The sequence below is a fragment of the Kitasatospora sp. NPDC002543 genome (genome assembly GCF_053594915.1).
In genome coordinates, this window is sequence record NZ_JBSFWR010000071.1 from 18,009 (window position 1) to 34,912 (window position 16,904).

The window sequence follows — 16,904 nt, forward strand, 5'->3', positions numbered from 1 at the left end:
CTGGGTGGGGGATTAGGAGTGACGGCGGCGGCGGGCCTGCCAGGCGGCGCCGCCGGCGAGGACGGCGACCAGCGCGCCACCGGCGATCAGGCCGATGTCGGGGCCGCTGCCGCTGTGGTCGGCGGAGGAACCGGTGCCGGCGGAGGAGCCGGTGTCGGTGCCGGGCCGGGCGGCACCGGCCGCGCCGACCTGGTCGCCGCAACCCGCCTTCGGGTACCCGGCGATGGCGCACAGCAGGCCGTTGGAGTCGTAGCGCAGCGGCGGGGCGGCGGCCGCCAGCACCTCGGCCGAGGTGGCGCGGGGCGGGACGGCGGCGCAGGTGGTGCGCTGCTCGGGCACGGCAGCGGCGGACGAGCCGGCGTCCTCGGCGGTCCCGAAGTCCAGGACGACGGCCACCCGCTTGCGGCCCTCCTGTGCGGGCGTGTCCGCGCAGATCTCCGCGAAGCTCCCGACCGTCCGCGGTTTCGCGGCGTCCTGGCCGCCGTCCGGGCTCAGCGCGAACCGCCACCCGTCCACGGCGCCGTCCGGCGGCACCGCGACGGCGGGCCCCTGCTGCTGGTACGTCCAGGCTCCGCCCTCGGCGCCGCGCCAGAACGACCAGTAGCGGTACCCGGCGGCCTGCGCGGGGGCCGCGGTCGCGAGCAGCGGGACCGCCCCGAGGAGGGGGAGGAGGAGCGCGGCGACGGCCCGCCGCGGACGGCGGGCCGAGCGGGCGGACGGTGCGGCCGCGGCGGTGCCGACGGGCGCGGTGCCGACGGGCGCGGGGCCGTCGGCGGCCCGGATGGAGCGAGCGGCCCGGATGGAGCGAGCGGGCCGCATCAGAGGTGCGCGTTGCGCTTGCGCTGGAGGCTGAGGAGGAGGCCGCCGCCGATGCCGACCAGGAGGCCGACGCCGATCAGCCAGTACTGCCCGATGCCGCCGTCCTTCTTCTTCGGCTTCGGGGCTTCCGTCGCCGCGGTGGTGGCCTCGGCGGCCTTGGGCGCCGGGCCGAGGGCGGTGAGCTGCCCGGTGAGGGCGGCGGTGTCGCGGTGGGCGGCCTGGGAGACCAGCAGCAGGGTGGCGGTGGCGCCGGCGTCGGTGCCGTTCTTGGTCCAGGCGGCGCCCTCCTTGGCGAGCCAGTCGACGGCGCCGGCGGCCTGCTGGGGGTGGCCGCTCTGGGTGAGGGCGAGGGTGGCCCAGGCGGTGGCGGTGTAGTCGGGCTTCGGCTCGGCGCCCGGGGTGGTGAGGCTGAGGTGGCCGCCACCGGCCGCGAGCTGGGCGCTCAGGTAGGCGCCGACGGCCTCGCCGGAGTCCGCGTGCGGGACGGGGGCCGCGGCGGCCGAGGCGTCGGCGGGGCAGCCGAGGGCCTTGGGGGCGGCGTCGGCGTGCACGGTGCCGGCGACCGGCAGGTGGCCGCCGGCGGCGGCGAGCGCGGCCTGGCCGCTGGCCAGGGCGTTCGGGGCCAGGGAGCCGTCGGCCGGGTCGGGCTGGTAGGCGAAGGCGCCGCGCTGGTCGGCGGGGGCGGCGCAGCCGAGCTGGAAGCGGGCGAGCCCGTCGAAGGCGGACTTGCCGGCCTTGGCGACGCCCGCCGGGTCGGTCCTGGCGGCGAACAGCGCGTTGACGGCGAGTCCGGTGGAGTTGGCGTCGCCCGGGCTGCCCGGGTTGTAGGCCCAGCTGCCGTCGCCGTTCTGGGTGGTCTTGAGCCACGCGACGCCCTTGTCGACGGCCTCCTGGTGCCCGCCGACGGCGACCAGGGCCTGGATGGCGACGGCGGTGGCGTTGCTGTCCTCGGTCGTGGGGTCGCAGGCCGCGCCGGCGGCCCGGTAGGAGGGCCAGCCGCCGTCCTCGCACTGCTGCCCGGTGAGCCAGCCGACGGCCGAGTCGGCCGGGGTGACCTTGGCCGCCGTGAGCGCGGTGAGCGCCAGCGACTGCCGCCAGACGCCGTCGTACGTCGGGTCGCTCGTGCCGTACAGCCCGTCGGGGCCGGCGGCGGAGGTCGGCGCGGGGCTGTCGGCGAGGGCCGGGCCGGCGGCGAGGCCGGTGAGCATCGCGGCGGACAGGGCGGCGGCGCCCAGGCGGGCGGCGGTCAGCATGGTGCGGGTGTGCCTTTCGGTGAGCGGTGGTGGCCCGGGCGGGGCCGTTCCGTAGTCCTCGACGGTGCCGGGCGCGTGCGTCCGGACTGGCCGCTCGCCCCTCCCCGGGCTCTCCGACTCGTCCGGGTGGCCTGGTGCGGCGCCGGACTCACGGCTGCGGGGCCAGCGCCGGACTTGCACCGGCTTTCCCCGGGGGAGGAGCGGGATGGAGTTGTGCTGCCCTGTCGACTCTAGCCGCCGGAGCGCGCGGAGCGGCCCGGCCCGGGCAGGAACAGGTTCCAGTCGGCGGTCGGGGTCGGGCCGGTCCGCGGCGCCGGGGGAGCCGGCTTCACGGGGCGGCGGGCGGCCGTCTCACGGCAGGGTGAGCAGCCGGGCCGCGGTGTGCAGGTCGGCCCGGACCTCGGCGATGGAGGCGCGCCCGGAGAGCCAGGCGACCAGCGCCGAGTGCCAGGTGTGCTCGATCACCCGGACAGCCGCGCGCTGGCTCTCGGTGGGTGGTCCGGACTGGCCGATCGCGTCCAGGATGAGCTGTCCGGTGGCGACGCTGACCTGGTCCACCTCGGCTCCGACCGAGCGGTCCGCGAAGGACAGCGCCCGGACCATCGCCTCGGCCAGCAGCGGTTCGCGCTGCAGCGCGTGGAAGGCCCGGGTGAGGGTGTCGGCCACCCGGGGCGCCGGTTCGAGGTCGGCCGGCGGGTGCCGCCGGATGTGTTCGCGCAGGCCCTGGAGCTGTTCGAGCATCACCGCCACCAGCAGGTGCACCTTGGACGGGAAGTACCGGTAGAGCGTGCCGAGGGCGACCTGGGCGCTCTCCGCGACCTCCCGCATCTGCACCGCCTCGTACCCGCCCCGGACCGCCAGGGCGGTGGCGGCCCGCAGGATGCGCCGGCGCCGCTCGGCCTGGCGCGCGGTCAGCGGCGGCTCGCCCGGGGGCTGTGCGCCCGGGGGCGGCACGGACGGCGAGACCGGCGGCGACGTCGGAGGAGGGGGTGGCGGCAAGGGTGCTCCCGGTCGGGCGAGAGTGGCGGTGTGCTCCACATGGTCGGCAGGATTCGGCGTGGCGGGAATCACCAGCCCTGGCTCCTGAGGGAAAGCTACGGGCCGGTATCTTCGAGGTCTCTCATTGTTCACGTGGTCGACGACGAGTTCCCCAGCCACTGAAACCTGATCTACTTTAGCGACCGGAAGCACGACCGGCAGCACCGATAGCAGCTAGAGAAGAGGGCCCAGGATGACCGCGCAGCCGCTGCGGATTGCCCTGCTGTCGTACCGCGGGGACCCCTTCTGCGGCGGTCAGGGCGTGTACGTACGACACCTCTCCCGGGAGCTGGCCCGGCTGGGCCACCACGTGGACGTGATCGGCGCCCAGCCCTTCCCGGTGCTGGACGAGGTCGACGGCCCCGGCTCGGTGCGCCTGGTCGAGCTGCCCAGCCTGGACCTCTACCGCGCCGACGACCCCTTCCGCACCCCGGCCCGCGACGAGTTCCGCGGCCCGGTGGACGTGCTGGAGTTCGCCACCATGCGCACCGGCGGCTTCCCCGAGCCGCTCACCTTCTCGCTGCGCGCCCGCCGCCACCTGGCCGCCCACAAGGGCCGCTACGACGTGGTGCACGACAACCAGACCCTCGGCTACGGCCTGCTGGGCCTGGCCCGGCACGGCTTCCCGCTGGTCACCACGATCCACCACCCGATCACCGTGGACCGGCAGCTGGAGCTGGACGCCGCCGCCACCCGGCTCAAGCGGCTCTCGCTGCGCCGCTGGTACGCCTTCACCCGGATGCAGCGCCGGGTCGCCGCCCGGCTGGACCGCGTGATCACCGTTTCCGGCACCTCGCGGCGCGAGATCGCCGAGCACCTGGGCGTCGCGCCGGGCGCGATCTCGGTGGTGCCGATCGGCGCCGACACCCGGCTGTGGTCCCCCTCGGCGGAGATCGCCCGCGTCCCCGGCCGGATCGTCACCACCTCCAGCGCGGACGTCCCGCTGAAGGGCCTGGTCCACCTGGTCGAGGCGCTCGCCAAGGTCCGCACCGAGCGGGACGCCCACCTGGTGGTGGTCGGCAAGCCGCAGAAGGAGGACGGGCCGGTGGCCGAGGCGGTGCGCCGCTTCGGGCTGGCCGGGCACATCGAGTTCCGCAGCGGGCTGACCGACCGGGAGCTGGTTGACCTCTACCGCTCGGCCGAGGCGGCCTGCGTCCCCTCGCTGTACGAGGGCTTCTCGCTGCCCGCCGCCGAGGCGATGGCCACCGGCACCCCGCTGGTCGCCACCACCGGCGGGGCGATCCCCGAGGTGGCCGGGGCGGACGGGGAGACCTGCCTGGCGGTGCCGCCGGGCGACGCGGGTGCGCTGGCCGCCGCGCTCGGCCGGCTGCTGGACGACCCGGAGCTGCGGGCCGGACTCGGCGCGGCCGGCCGCGAGCGGGTCCTGGCCCGGTTCACCTGGGAGCGGGCCGCCGAGCTGACCGCCGAGGCGTACCGCGCGGCGATCGCCTCCGGTGCCGGCGCCCGGGCCCGCTCGGGGCCGGGCTGGCGGTACGTGGCCTAGCGGTGCGCGGCGCGGGGCGGGCCCGGGCGCCCGCCCGGTGACGGCGGGCCGGTGACGGCGGGTCGGGGGCCCGTCGGGCGGCGCGCGACGAAGCGTGGCGGCGCACGAGCGCCGTGCCGAACGAAAGCCTGACGGAGCGTCAGGAATGCTTGGCAGCAATAGGAATGGGAGTCCAGCAGTGCTGACCGTCGATTTCTCGCGCTTCCCGCTCGCCCCCGGCGACCGGGTGCTCGACCTGGGCTGCGGCGGGGGCCGGCACGCGTTCGAGTGCTACCGCCGCGGCGCCAACGTGATCGCCCTCGACCAGAACGCCGAGGAGATCGCCGAGGTCAGGAAGTGGTTCGCGGCGATGGAGCAGGCCGGTGAGGCCCCCGAGGGCGCGTCGGCGGCCGCGATCGAGGGCAACGCGCTGGCGCTGCCGTTCGAGGACGAGTACTTCGACAAGATCATCATCTCCGAGGTGATGGAGCACATCCCGGACGACAAGGGCGTGCTCGACGAGATGTTCCGGGTCCTCAAGCCGGGCGGCCTGCTCGCCGTCACCGTGCCCCGCTGGCTGCCGGAGAAGATCTGCTGGGCGCTGTCCGACGAGTACCACGCGAACGAGGGCGGCCACATCCGGATCTACCGGGGCGACGAGCTGCTCGGCAAGCTCAAGGACGCCGGCCTGGAGCCGTACGGCACCCACCACGCGCACGCGCTGCACTCGCCGTACTGGTGGATCAAGTGCGCCGTCGGCGTCGACAACGACAAGGCGCTGCCGGTCAAGGCGTACCACCAGCTGCTGGTCTGGGACATCGTCGGCACCCCGGTGATCAGCAGCCTCACCAAGGCCGCCGAGCGGGCGCTCAACCCGGTGATCGGCAAGAGCTTCGTCGCGTACGCCTCCAAGCCCAACCGGGTCGAGCCCGGCCGGGGCGAGGCCGGCCGGGGCGAGGCCGGCCGGGGTGGCGCCGGCCGCACCGAGCCCACGGCCGCGGCCGGCGCGCCGGGCGGAACGGCATGACCGCCGCGGTCCCCGAGGTGCTGCTGCTCGACGGGGTGCTCGACGCCGAGCAGGCCGCCGACACCGTGCGCAGCATCCTGGCCGAGCAGCGCCCCGACGGCGCCATACCCTGGTTCGCCGGCCACCACCTCGACCCCTGGGACCACACCGAGGCCGCGATGGCCCTCGACACGGCCGGCGAGCACGCCGCCGCCGAGGCCGCCTACCGCTGGCTCGCCGCCGCCCAGAACCCGGACGGATCCTGGTACGCCGCCTACACCGACGGCGTGGTCACCGACCGGGCCAAGGAGAGCAACTTCTGCGCGTACATCGCGGTCGGGGTCTGGCACCACCACCTCAGCACCGGCGACGACGCCTTCCTGGAGTGGATCTGGCCGGCCGTCCGGCGCGCCCTGGACTTCATCGTCGGGCTGCGGCTGCCCGGCGGCCCGATCGCCTGGCGGGTCGACGAGGACGGCGCGGCCACCGACGAGGCGCTGCTCACCGGCTCGTCCAGCATCCTGCACGCGCTGCGCTGCGGGCTGGCCATCGCCGAGTACCTGGAGGAGCCGCAGCCCGACTGGGAGCTCGCGGCCGGGCGGCTGGGGCACGCCGTCTCGCACCACACCGAGCGGTTCCTGGACAAGGACCGCTACTCGATGGACTGGTACTACCCGGTGCTCGGCACCGGACTGCGCGGCGACGCGGCGCTGGCCCGGATCGAGCGGGACTGGGAGCGCTTCGTCGTCCCCGGCCTCGGCGTGCGCTGCGTCAGCGACCGCCCGTGGGTGACCGGCGGGGAGAGCGCCGAGCTGGCGCTCGCGCTCTGGGCGATCGGCGAGTCCGACCGCGCGGTGGAGATCCTGCGCTGGATCCAGCGGCACCTGCGCCACGAGGACGGCTCGTACTGGACCGGGTACGTCTTCGAGGACGACGCGATCTGGCCGGAGGAGCGCACCACCTGGACGGCCGGGGCGCTGCTGCTCGCGGTGGCCGCGCTCGGCGGGGATCCGGCGACGGTCGCGGTCTTCGGCGGGGAGCAGCTGCCCGCCGGGCTGGTGGTCCAGGACTGCTGCTGAGCCGGGCGTCCGCGGGGCGGACGCCGAGCGGACGCGGGGCAGGCGCCGAGCGCGCATGCGAGAGGGGCGGGACCGGTTCTCCGGTCCCGCCCCTCTCGCGTCGCGTGCCTCGGGAGGTCAGCCGCGCTGGATGCCCGTGGTGTCGGCCAGCAGGCCCTGGCTGCCGTCCGGCAGCTGCGCGACCAGCGCGGCGCCGCGCTGCTCGACGGCCAGGTACCAGGTGCCCGGCACGACCTCGCCGACCGGGGCGCCGGCCGGGTTGTCCTTCGGGGCCAGCTGGCGCGGGGCCGGGACGGCGAACCAGAACGGCTGGAAGTCCGCCGCCGGGGCGGCCGCCTGCTGGGCGGCCGGGGCCGGCTGCGGGGCCGGGGCGCCGGCGTCGTGCGGCTGGGCGGCCGGGACCGGCTGACCGGCCTGCGGCTGGCCGGCGCCCGGGTATCCGTAGCCGCCCTGGCCGCCGAACGCCGGGTCCTGGCCCTGGGCCGGGTAGCCGTACTGGCCGGCCGCACCCTGCTGGCCGGGCTGGCCCGGGTAGCCGTACTGCCCGCCGGGGACGGCCGCCGGACGGTCGGCGACCAGCGGGGCCTTCAGCGCGGGCACCAGGGGGCCCGCGGCGGCCGCGCCGGCGAGCACGAGCAGCGCGATGAAGCCGAGCCAGGCGCCGAAGCCGTGGCTGACGACGCTGCTGGAGGTGCCGCCGCCGAGCGCCCAGACCGAGGTCCACAGCGCCGCGACGGAGAGGGCGATGCCCCACTGGTCCAGCCGCAGGCCGAGCACCTGGCGGGTGGCCGCGGCCGCGCCCTGGAAGCGCTGCACCAGGATCAGCACCGCGGCGGCGATGCCGAGGAGGTAGATCGACGGCAGGATCGGGAACAGGTCCGTGCTCCACGCGTTCTGCGACGAGGGGCAGTACCGGCTGCCACCGCAGTCCACGGTCCAGTAGGGCAGGAAGGAGGCGATGAAGAGCAGGACGGCCGCGCCCGCGACGGCGGCGTCTCCCCTGGTGAGAGCGCGCAGATTCACTAACGTTCCCCTCGTTGACGTGTCGTGGACGGTGGTTCGTGCGGTCGGGATGACCGGCCGAAACTCCCGAACGGACCAGAAGCCTAGGCCCAACCGTCCTGCCGGTGCACGGCGGGACCGGGAATGGGGCGAAGTCGTTGCAAACCGTGCGGTCCGGACGGAGTTCCGTCCACCGTCGGAGCGCGGCCCAACTCCCTTACCGCTCTTCGGTCTTCTCTTGGGTCGTCAGGAACGCGGTCAGCGCGTCGGCGATCCCCTGGGCCGCCTGCTGGCGCCACTGAGGATCCGTCATGCGCTTCGCGTCCGTCGAGTTGCGCATGTTACCGCACTCGATGAACACCTTGGGGACCGCGGAGAGGTTGAGGCCGCCCAGGTCGGAGCGGGTGTCCAGGCCGTCCTTGGCGATGTAGTCCGCATACGGTTCACCGGTCGCGGCGTGGAAGCGGTCGCGCAGCAGGAGGCCGAGCCGGTGCGAGGGGGCGACGATCGCGGCGTTGTCCGCCTTCCCGGCCACCACCCGGGCGGGCATGATCACGTGGAACCCGCTGCCGCTCGCCGGGCCGCCGTCGCCGTGCACCGAGACCGCGACGTCGGCGTGCGCCTCGGCGCCCGCGCGGGCGCGTTCGTCGACGCACGGGCCCCAGGGGCGGTCGCCGTCCTGCACCAGCACCACGGTGGCGCCCCGGGCGGCCAGGAGGGCGCGGGCCCGGCGGGAGACGTCCAGGGTGTACTCGGCCTCGGTGTAGCCGGCGTTGGTCTCCGTCCCGGTGGTGTCGCACTCCTTGCGGCTGTTGCCGATGTCCACCTGGCGGTTGATCTCGGCGGTGTGGGCGGAGTTGCCGGGGTTGTGGCCGGGGTCGAGCAGGACGGTGCGGCCGGCGAGGGCGGTGGCAGCGGTGGCGGTGGTGGGGTCGGCGGGCGGGGTCCCCGCTGTGCTGTCGGTGGGCGCCGGTGCGAGGGGAGGGGTGAGGGGCGTGGCGGACGCGGTCCCGGCCGGGGCCGCCGGCGTGGTCGCGGGTTCGGGCGCGGCCGCGTTCGTCGTGGCCGGGGCCGCCGGGGCCGCCGCGGCGCTCGCCGGGTCGGCGTGGTCGAGGGCCCGCCAGCCGAACCAGCCGGCCGTGCAGAGCGGAACGGCCACGGCGGCGGCCGTGGTGGCGCGCAGCAGGGCGGAGCGGCGGGGCGTTCGGGAGGCGGAACCGGTCACTGGTCGGTCAGATCCTGTCCTGGGTGCGCGGAGTCAGACCGTAGTTCTTCGCGATCGGGTTCCACTTGTTCATGAAGTCCGTCTTCGCCTGGGTGGCCTGCGGGTTGAGCTCGTCCGCGTGCTTCTTGTCCGGGGTGGCCGGGGCCCGGCCGGTGCAGCCCTGGGTGGCGACGGCGCGGGCCCAACTCGCGTACGCCTTGTCGATGTCGGCGGACAGCTGCCAGGCGGACTTCAGCGAGTTCACCGCGTCCGCACCGCCCGGCACGTCCGTAACGCTCAGCTGGGAGAGCTTGGCCAGCAGGCCGGCCCGCTGGCTGGCGCCGCTGTCGAAGACCTGTGCGGCCGCCTCGATGTCGGCCTTCGGCGGGCAGCTGGTCACCTTGGCGACGGCGTTGCCGATCGGGGCCTTGGCGTTCTCGCCCTCGCTGAGCAGGCCGTCCAGCGCCTGGGCCTGGGTCCTGGCCGTCGGACCGGGGCCGGTCGCGGTCGGGGACGGTGCGCCGGACGCGCTCGCGGCGGCGCTCGGCGCGCCGTCCGCACCCGTGGGCGCGGGGGCGGGCGGCGGGTTGTCCGCGCCGGTCGCCGGGGCGGAGGCCGGGGCGGGCGCGGCCTGGCCGTCCTTGTCGTCGCCCCCCTGGACGGCGAACAGCAGGCCGCCGCCGATCGCCAGCACCAGCAGCACGGCGAAGCCGATCAGCAGCGGGGCCTTGCGGTTGGTCGGCCGGTCCTCGTCCTCCTCGTAGCCGGCCGGACGGTCGGGCTGGGCGCCGTACGGGCCCGGGGTGCCGTACGGGGGCTGGGCGCCGAAGGAGGGCTGGGCGGCGTACGGGGGCTGCGGCGGGGCGGCGGGCGGCTTCAGGAGGTAGTCCTGGCCGGGGGCCGGCTGCGGCGCCCGGGCCTGCGGGCCCCCGGGAGAGGGGAACGGCGCCGGCGGGGCGGCCGGAGGCGGCGGGGTGGCGCCGGGGAACAGCGGGGCGGTCGGCGGGTCGTAGCCGGGCGAGGAGGCCAGGTACGGGCGGGCGCCCAGCGGCGGGCCCTGGTCGCCGACGGCGCCGGGCGCGGGCGGCTGGGCCGTGGCGGGCGGCTGGGGCGTTGGGGTGACGGGCGCCTCGGGGGCGGACCGGGTGTCGGACGGGGGCTGCGGGCCGCGCACCCAGCCGCCGGCTCCGCCGCGCGCGGTGGGGTCCCAGACCGCCGGAGCGCTGTTCTGCTGGTCCGTCATGTCGCTGCTGGCCCCCACCGTCCGCCGATGCCCTGCGTTCTGCCTGGTGCTGCGCGGCCACCGTACCGTTCGAACCCCCGCCCGACAGCCCCGGCACGACGTTAGAGCATCGGTGCGGGGCGGTGGGTGCGAACGGTGCGCGGGGGCCGCCGGGCGGGCGGCGGGAGCCGGCGGGTGCCGGGGCGCGGGGGGAGGAGCGGGCTACCGGGCGGCGCGGCGCAGCACCCGCAGGGAGCCGGTCACCGAGACCTCCTCGAAGCCCTCGGCCAGGGCCCGCAGGTACACCCGGTACGGGGCCTGGCCGCCGTCCGCCGGGTCCGGGAAGACGTCGTGCACCACCAGCAGGCCCTCCGGTGCCAGGTGCGGCACCCAGCCCTCGTAGTCGCCGGTCGCGTGCTCGTCGGTGTGCCCGCCGTCGATGAACACCAGGCCCAGCGGGCGTCCCCACAGCGCGGCGATCCGCGGGGAGCGGCCGACCAGTGCCACCACGTGCTCCTCCAGCCCGGCGGCGTGCAGCGTGCGGCGGAACAGGGGAAGGGTGTCCATCTGCCCGACCTCGGGGTCGACCAGCGTCGGGTCGTGGTACTCCCAGCCGGGCTGCTGCTCCTCCGAGCCGCGGTGGTGGTCGACGGTCAGGGCGACCGTCCCGGCCTCCCGGGCCGCCGCCGCGAGCAGGATCGCCGAGCGGCCGCAGTAGGTTCCGATCTCCAGCACCGGCAGCCCGGTGCCGCGCGCCGCGGCCACCGCGGCCGCGTACAGCGCGAGCCCCTCGTCCACCGGCATGAACCCGGTGGCGCCCTCGAACGCCGCCAGCACCTCGGGCGCCGGCTCGGCGATCGGCAGCAGGTCGGACATGCGGTGCTCCTCGGGGTGGGGCGGGCCGGTCGGGACGTCGGGGGTCGGGACGCGGGCGGACGTGCAGGGACCCTACTCGACGGTAGCGGGGGCGGCGGGGCCGGGGCGTCCGACCGCCGGGCGGCGGCGGGCGGTCATCCGGCGGTTCTGCTGGTTCTTCCGCCCCGTTGTTGTGGAACGCGTTCTAGTCGCGCCCCGGCGCCCGTGCCAGAATCGGCGCGACCGCCGATCCGAGGCACACCAGGCACACCAGGCACCCCGGGAGCAGCACCATGCGCGCAGCCGTCCTGCACAAGACCGGCCAGGAGACCCTCGACGTCCGCTCGGACGTGACGGCCGTGGGCTTCGGGCCGGGGACAGTACGGGTCCGGATGCGGGCCGCCAGCCTCTGCCACTCGGACCTCTCCGCGATGAGCGGCGTCCTGCCGCAGCCCGCGCCGTTCGTCCCCGGGCACGAGGGCGCCGGGGACGTGCTGGAGGTCGGCGAGGGCGTCACCGGACTCGCCGCCGGCGACCGCGTGGTGCTCTGCTGGATGGCCCCGTGCGGCCACTGCGAGCACTGCCGCCGGGACCGCGGTCACCTGTGCGTCGCCAGCCTGCGCAGCCTCGGCGCCCCGGGCTTCCGGATCGCCGAGGGCGGGCTGAGCGCCTCCGGCTTCTACGGCACCGGGGCCTTCGCCGAGGAGGTCGTGGTCGCGGCGAACGCCGTCATCAAGGTGCCCGACGACCTCCCCTACGAGGCCGCCGCGCTGATCGGCTGCGGAGTGACCACGGGCGTCGGCGCCGCGGTGAACACCGCCCGGGTCGAACCCGGCGCCTCCGTCGCGGTGATCGGGGCGGGCGGGGTCGGGGTGGCCACCGTGCAGGGCGCCCGGGTCTGCGGCGCCGGCCGGATCACCGTCGTCGACCCGGTGGCCTCGCGCCGCGAGCGCGCCTTGGAGTTCGGCGCCACCGAGGCGATCGCGCCCGAGGAGCTCAAGGCGGTGGCCAAGAAGCTGCCCGGTGGCGGCTTCGATCACGTCTTCGAGGCGGTCGGGCGCGCGGCCACCGTCCGGGCCGGCTACGAGGCCGCCCGGCGCGGCGGCGCGGTGGTCGTCATCGGGGCGGGCGCGCAGGACGACCTGGCGCAGTTCACCATGGGAGAGCTGTTCTTCAACGAGAAGCGGCTGCTGCCCTCGCTGTACGGAGGGGCCACCGTCTCGCGCACCATCGGGCTGGTCGTGGACCTCTGGCGGGCCGGGCGGATCGACCTCGACGGCATGGTCACCCACCGGGTGGGGCTCGGGGAGGTCAACGAGGCGATCGCGCAGATGCGGAGCGGCGAGGCGCTGCGGACGGTCGTCGCGATGGACTGAGGGCCCGCAGGGGGAGTGTTTCCCCTGCGAGCCCTCGGGTGCGGTGCCGCCGCGCGGTGCGTCGGCGTCCCGCGTGCGGGTGCCGGTGCGGTCAGCCCAGCGCGCCGGCCGCGCGGTGGCGGCCGTGTGCGTCGGTCTCCGGGCTGTCGTCGGAGGCGGAGCCACCGCGGTGACGGCCGTGTGCCGCGGTGTCCTTGGCCGTCTTCTCGTCGGCGTCGGTCCCGGTAACCGCGGGTCCGGTGGTGTCGGTGAGGGTGTCGGACATGAGAATCGTCTTTTCCGTGCGGAGGGTGCGGGTCATCGGCGCCCGGCCGGCGCCGGTGGCGCACGGTCGGGTCCCCGATCGGGCGCTCGGTACGCGCCCGTAGCCGGTGATCGCGGCCCGTGCCCCGGCCACCATAACGGCCGGGACGGACGAGATCCTATCGAGATCGTGACGCGAGTCCGGGCCGGTCCGGGGCCCGGAACCGGGCCGGCGGCCGACCGGCTCGCGGCGGTGCGGCGGCGGCGCCCGGTCCGCCCGCGGCGCGGAGCCGATGCGGTGCGGGACGAACACCGGTGCGCCGGGCGGGCGGAGGGGGCCCGTTCGATCCGCTCCTCGGCGGCGGTGCCCGGACGGCGGGTCGCCCCTGGGGCACCGCGGCCGGGGAGGGCGGCGGATTGGTCCGTACCAAGGTCGGCAACTGGCGCCCACCCGCGGTGAGTTCACCCGGATCGCCCAGGGCGCGACGTGTGGATCTGGTCGGATCAGCCCGGACGGCCGGTCCGCAGGAACGTGGCCAGCAGCTCGTGCAGCACGGCGGCGCCCTCGTCGGCGAGCACCTCGTGCCCGGAGCCGGCCGCCTCGACGTACCGGAAGTCCTCGCCCTCGACCCGGCCGATCCGCAGCAGTTCGTGCCGCAGCGACCGGGACTGGCTCACCGGCACGACCTCGTCCCGGTTGCCGTGCACCACCAGCAGCGGCGCGCTCAGCCGGTGCGCCAGTTGCAGCACGTCGCGCGGTCCGCGGGGGTCGGCGATCGGCTCGCCGCCGCCCAGCCGGGCGGTCAGCGCCGCCACGGGGGACGCCGCCTCGGCCAGCAGCCGGGCGCCGGAGAGGAACGGCGCGACCACCGCGCAGCGGGACACCTGTTCGGCCGGGGCGTGCGCGGCCGCGAGCAGCGCCAGGAAGGCGCCGTAGCTGACCCCGAAGAGGGCCGGCGGCTCCAGGCCGAGGGCGGCGCGCTGGCCCGCGATGCCGTCCAGCAGGTGCAGGACGTCCTCCAGGTCGGGACCGCCCCAGGCGCCCCGGATGGCCAGCGCGTGCGGCACGCCGTAGCCGGTGGAGCCGCGCTGGTTCGGGGCGACGACCGCCAGGCCCTCGGCGGCCATCCGCTGCAGCGCCGGGTCGAACTCCAGCCGCCAGGCGTCCGCCGGGCCGCCGTGCAGCGCCAGCACCAGGTGCGGGCTGCTCAGCCAGGCGTCCCCGCCGTACACCACGGCCTCCAACGGGCCCGCCGGGCCGGCGAGTTCGAGGCTCTGCGCGGGCTGCCAGCGACCGCCGTCCCCGGGCGGGGTGCTGCCGTCGAGCCGCCAGCCGGGCGGCACGGTCCGCACCGGGCGGACTCCGCCGGGCTGCCAGGGCGGGGCGGCGTCCCGCCCCGGTCCGGGCAACCCCGAGGCCAGCGGGGCGAGTTGCAGGGGCAGCGGAGCCGGCGCCGAGGCGGCCGGGAGCGGGCCGTGCGCCAGCAGCGCGTCGACATCGAGGGTGGCCAGCGCGGTCGGGTGGTCGGGCGAGGAGTACGGCAACCGCAGCCCCGCCGCGCCCCAGTGCCCGACCGCGCCGAGCCGGCCGGGTGGCACCGGCAGCGGGTCCAGCCGCCCGGCGGAGGGCCGCCACAGGGCCAGCGCCGAACCCGCGCCGTGGTCGATCTGCACCGCGACCCGGGGCCCGTCCGCGGCCACCCGCAGCGCGACCGGCCGCAGGAGCGTGCCCGCGACGTGCAGGCACTCCGGGAACCGCAGCGGCTCCCCGGCGCCGAGGACGCCCCAGCCGAGCCGGTCGGTGCCGGGCGCGTCGCTGCGCACCATCGCGAAGCGGCTGTCCGGGTCGAAGAGCACCAGGCGGTCGTTGCTCCGCGGGCCGATCTCCAGCAGCGGGCCGGTGGTTCCGTCGCGCAGGTCGAGCACCACGCTGCGGACCAGGCCCGCGCTCACCCGGTCCAGCGCGAGCAGCGTGCCGGTGCGGTCCAGCCAGGTGCCGCCGCCGTGCAACCCCGGGATCTCGGCGACCGGTTCGGGCTCGCTGCCGTCCGTGCGCACCAGCCAGACGGTGGTCGCCGGGCGGGTGTCGCTGCCGAGCGCGACCGCCACCGGCGTCCGCGGGCCGGCCCCGGGGTGCACCGGGAGCGGCAGTACCCGCAGTCCGGCCATCCGCAGTGCGCCCAACTGCTCTTCCAGGGTGCCGTTTTCGCCGTGGGAGAGGTGGACCAGGTCGTGCCGGTCGGCGTCGTGCCGGCAGGCCAGCACCGAGCCGTCGGACAGCGGGACCACCTGCGAGCGCGGGCTCTCCGCGCGGTTGCCGGGCAGCGGGAGCGCGGTCGGCGCGGCCGGTTCGCCGTCCTGCGGAAGTCGCCAGCTCTCCACGTACCAGCCGCTGTCGGCGGTGGAGGCGAGGCAGGCGGCGTGGCTGCCGTCGGCGGTGAAGGTGAAGTTCAGCCGGCGCAGCGCCTGGGCCAGGGTCCGGGTGGCCACGTTCATGCTCCGCTCACCCCGGTGGTGCCGGTCGGTCCCGCGGTGCCCTCGGAGGGACCGCCGGTGTTCTCGGACGGTCTCGCGGTGTTCCCGGGCGGGGCGGTGCCCTCGGCCCCGCCCCGCCGACCGGGCGCGTGCCGCGGCGGTGTGCCGGCCGGGGGTCGGGCGGTGGCGTCCGCACCCGGGAGGTCCTCGCGCAGCGCCGCCCGCGCCCGGGCCACCCCCCAGCGCTGCCGCGGCTCCTCGTCCCGCAGCCCGAGAACCGCCGGCGCCAGCCGCCGTGCGGTCCCGCCCGTACCGCCTGTCCCGCTCGCCTCGCTCGCCTCGCTCGTCCTGGCCGCGAGGGCGAGCCAGCGGCCGAGGCGGTCGGCGACCGGCCGGGCCCCCGGGAGGCCCTCGGGCAGCAGCGGGTCGTGGCCGGTGGCCAGCAGGAAGAGCAGCCCGCCGAGGGCGTACAGGTCGACGGCCGGGTCGGCGACGCGGCCGCGGGCGGGGGCGAGCCGGCCGGGCCCGTGCTCGGGGGCGCGGTAGCCGGGGGCGCCGGCGGGCCCCGCGAGCCGTCCGGCTTCGGTGGCGAGCCCGAGGTCGACCAGCCGCAGCGTGCCGTCCGGGCGGACCGCGACGCTGCCGGGGGAGAGGTCGCGCAGCACCACCCCCCGGGCATGCACCCGCTCGATCAGGTCGAGCAGGCCGTGCGCCACCGGCCCGGCCTCGGCCCAGTCGACGTCCGGCTTGCCGTCGCGCCGCAGCCGGGCGGCCACCCAGCCGCGCAGGGGCTGTCCGGCGATTCGTTCCTGCACCAGGAAGACGGAGTCCTCCCGCTCGATCAGTTCGACGGCGCGCGGCGCCAGCCCCTGCCCGTCCAGCCGGGCGAGCAGCGCGGCCTCGTGCCGCAGCGCGTCGCGGGCGTCGGTGCCGGCCGGGCCCGGTCCTCCGTACGCCCGGGCCTGCTTGACCACGACCTCGGCGCCGCTCGACGCCTCCTGGCCGAGGAACACCCCGCCCCTCGCGCTCTGCCGCACAACGGCGGTCACCGCGTACCGGCCGACCGGCAGCACCCCGCCCCGGCGCCGGCCCCACGCCCGGCCCGTACGGGCTCCCGTGCGAGCCCCGTCGAACGGGTCCCGTGCCCGCTCCGGCGCCCGGTGCGCCGTGCCGCGCACCTCTTCGGTCCGCTCCCGGCCCGGCCCGCGCGGTACCGGGCGGCACTCCGTGTCCTCGCCCGGTACCGTCGGCGGCGCGAACGCGCCGTACCGGTAGTGCACCCGGCTCCCCACCCGGTACGGGCGGTCGGAGCGCACCGCGGGCCCCGGCAGCCCGGCGGTGGCCCGGTCCAGCTCGGCCGCGAGCCGCTGGAACTGCTCCTCGTCGGCCGGGTGGACGGTGATGAACTCTCCCGCCGAACAGCTCTCCCCGTCGCGGGAGTTCAGCTCGCGCAGGTGCTCCTGCGAGGCGGCGAACCGGAAGCAGCACGGATCCCCGGCGAGCACCCGGACCACCGCCGAGAGCACCGCCTCGCCCGCCGCCGAGGCCGCGCTCACCTGGAGCTTCCACCCCTGCTCCGGCGGCGGTGAAGGCGGCGACGAAGGCGGCGGAGGGGCCGCGGACGGCCTGGCCGTGCACCAGAAGCCGCCGACCGTGACGTCCCAGTCGCCACCGCCTCCCCGGCCTCCGGGGCCGGCCAGCGCCGCCCGCGTCGCCTCCGGCCACGAGCCGGCCGCACCCGGCCCGTGGCCCACCGGCCCCCGGTCCCCGGCCGTACGCAGTGATGTGCCCGCCTTCACCCGCCACCACATCCCTTCGTCACGGCCGTCGCCCCGGGTGCCCACTGCTC

At 76.9% G+C, this 16,904-nt stretch carries 14 protein-coding genes; 4 read left to right on the plus strand and 10 right to left on the minus strand.

What is annotated here, in order from left to right; translation table 11 throughout:
• Positions 1-12 precede the first annotated feature (12 nt).
• The 3 genes from ACWD4P_RS26130 to ACWD4P_RS26140 form a co-directional block, all read right to left on the minus strand.
• Complete coding sequence (locus tag ACWD4P_RS26130; protein WP_449781250.1) at positions 13-819, minus strand: SCO2322 family protein; 807 nt, start codon at positions 817-819, stop codon at positions 13-15.
• Entirely contained in the window at positions 819-2,072 is a 1,254-nt protein-coding gene (locus tag ACWD4P_RS26135; protein WP_449781251.1) for a prenyltransferase/squalene oxidase repeat-containing protein, read from the minus strand. Before ACWD4P_RS26135 ends, ACWD4P_RS26130 begins: the two co-directional genes overlap by 1 nt.
• Positions 2,073-2,423: 351 nt before the next feature.
• A complete protein-coding gene (locus tag ACWD4P_RS26140; protein WP_449781252.1) occupies positions 2,424-3,026 on the minus strand; it encodes a TetR family transcriptional regulator in 603 nt (200 codons plus the stop codon).
• A gap of 277 nt (positions 3,027-3,303) precedes the next feature.
• On the opposite strand from ACWD4P_RS26140, the gene ACWD4P_RS26145 reads away from it, so the two are divergent.
• From ACWD4P_RS26145 to ACWD4P_RS26155, 3 genes are all read left to right on the plus strand, one after another.
• Complete coding sequence (locus ACWD4P_RS26145; RefSeq protein WP_449781253.1) at positions 3,304-4,614, plus strand: glycosyltransferase family 4 protein; 1,311 nt, start codon at positions 3,304-3,306, stop codon at positions 4,612-4,614.
• Between the two features lie 178 nt (positions 4,615-4,792).
• Positions 4,793-5,620 (plus strand): class I SAM-dependent methyltransferase, encoded by an 828-nt coding sequence (locus ACWD4P_RS26150; RefSeq protein WP_449781254.1) that lies wholly within the window; start codon positions 4,793-4,795, stop codon positions 5,618-5,620.
• Positions 5,617-6,678 (plus strand): prenyltransferase/squalene oxidase repeat-containing protein, encoded by a 1,062-nt coding sequence (locus ACWD4P_RS26155; protein WP_359830158.1) that lies wholly within the window; start codon positions 5,617-5,619, stop codon positions 6,676-6,678. Before ACWD4P_RS26150 ends, ACWD4P_RS26155 begins: the two co-directional genes overlap by 4 nt.
• A gap of 117 nt (positions 6,679-6,795) precedes the next feature.
• On the opposite strand, the gene ACWD4P_RS26160 is transcribed toward ACWD4P_RS26155, so the two are convergent.
• The 4 genes from ACWD4P_RS26160 to ACWD4P_RS26175 form a co-directional block, all read right to left on the minus strand.
• Positions 6,796-7,701: a hypothetical protein gene (locus tag ACWD4P_RS26160; RefSeq protein ID WP_359830160.1), complete on the minus strand. Its 906-nt coding sequence runs from the start codon at positions 7,699-7,701 to the stop codon at positions 6,796-6,798.
• Positions 7,702-7,897: 196 nt separating this feature from the next.
• Positions 7,898-8,905: an N-acetylmuramoyl-L-alanine amidase gene (locus ACWD4P_RS26165; protein ID WP_449781255.1), complete on the minus strand. Its 1,008-nt coding sequence runs from the start codon at positions 8,903-8,905 to the stop codon at positions 7,898-7,900.
• Between the two features lie 7 nt (positions 8,906-8,912).
• The gene (locus ACWD4P_RS26170; RefSeq protein WP_449781256.1) at positions 8,913-10,127 is read right to left on the minus strand and encodes a hypothetical protein; all 1,215 of its coding nucleotides are present in this window, start codon (positions 10,125-10,127) and stop codon (positions 8,913-8,915) included.
• A gap of 201 nt (positions 10,128-10,328) precedes the next feature.
• Positions 10,329-10,982: a class I SAM-dependent methyltransferase gene (locus ACWD4P_RS26175; RefSeq protein WP_359830658.1), complete on the minus strand. Its 654-nt coding sequence runs from the start codon at positions 10,980-10,982 to the stop codon at positions 10,329-10,331.
• Between the two features lie 272 nt (positions 10,983-11,254).
• Between ACWD4P_RS26175 and ACWD4P_RS26180 the strand changes: the two genes are divergently transcribed.
• The gene (locus ACWD4P_RS26180) at positions 11,255-12,337 is read left to right on the plus strand and encodes an alcohol dehydrogenase catalytic domain-containing protein (RefSeq protein WP_449781257.1); all 1,083 of its coding nucleotides are present in this window, start codon (positions 11,255-11,257) and stop codon (positions 12,335-12,337) included.
• A 91-nt stretch (positions 12,338-12,428) separates the two neighbouring features.
• Here ACWD4P_RS26180 and ACWD4P_RS26185 read toward each other — a convergent pair whose 3' ends face one another.
• The 3 genes from ACWD4P_RS26185 to ACWD4P_RS26195 form a co-directional block, all read right to left on the minus strand.
• Positions 12,429-12,602 (minus strand): hypothetical protein, encoded by a 174-nt coding sequence (locus tag ACWD4P_RS26185; RefSeq protein WP_359830663.1) that lies wholly within the window; start codon positions 12,600-12,602, stop codon positions 12,429-12,431.
• 482 nt (positions 12,603-13,084) lie between these two features.
• The gene (locus ACWD4P_RS26190; RefSeq protein WP_449781258.1) at positions 13,085-15,076 is read right to left on the minus strand and encodes an alpha/beta hydrolase family protein; all 1,992 of its coding nucleotides are present in this window, start codon (positions 15,074-15,076) and stop codon (positions 13,085-13,087) included.
• The gene (locus tag ACWD4P_RS26195; protein ID WP_449781265.1) at positions 15,073-16,866 is read right to left on the minus strand and encodes a class III lanthionine synthetase LanKC N-terminal domain-containing protein; all 1,794 of its coding nucleotides are present in this window, start codon (positions 16,864-16,866) and stop codon (positions 15,073-15,075) included. The genes ACWD4P_RS26190 and ACWD4P_RS26195 overlap by 4 nt, the downstream gene beginning before the upstream one ends.
• Between the last annotated feature and the right edge of the window lie 38 nt (positions 16,867-16,904).

Coding starts and splice junctions, on each gene's coding strand:
- ACWD4P_RS26130 (WP_449781250.1), bottom strand. CDS start 819: ATGCGGCCCGCTCGCTCCATCCGGGCCGCTCGCTCCATCCGGGCCGCC.
- ACWD4P_RS26135 (WP_449781251.1), bottom strand. CDS start 2,072: ATGCTGACCGCCGCCCGCCTGGGCGCCGCCGCCCTGTCCGCCGCGATG.
- ACWD4P_RS26145 (WP_449781253.1), top strand. CDS start 3,304: ATGACCGCGCAGCCGCTGCGGATTGCCCTGCTGTCGTACCGCGGGGAC.
- ACWD4P_RS26155 (WP_359830158.1), top strand. CDS start 5,617: ATGACCGCCGCGGTCCCCGAGGTGCTGCTGCTCGACGGGGTGCTCGAC.
- ACWD4P_RS26170 (WP_449781256.1), bottom strand. CDS start 10,127: ATGACGGACCAGCAGAACAGCGCTCCGGCGGTCTGGGACCCCACCGCG.
- ACWD4P_RS26175 (WP_359830658.1), bottom strand. CDS start 10,982: ATGTCCGACCTGCTGCCGATCGCCGAGCCGGCGCCCGAGGTGCTGGCG.
- ACWD4P_RS26180 (WP_449781257.1), top strand. CDS start 11,255: ATGCGCGCAGCCGTCCTGCACAAGACCGGCCAGGAGACCCTCGACGTC.
- ACWD4P_RS26185 (WP_359830663.1), bottom strand. CDS start 12,602: ATGTCCGACACCCTCACCGACACCACCGGACCCGCGGTTACCGGGACC.
- ACWD4P_RS26190 (WP_449781258.1), bottom strand. CDS start 15,076: ATGAACGTGGCCACCCGGACCCTGGCCCAGGCGCTGCGCCGGCTGAAC.
- ACWD4P_RS26195 (WP_449781265.1), bottom strand. CDS start 16,866: ATGTGGTGGCGGGTGAAGGCGGGCACATCACTGCGTACGGCCGGGGAC.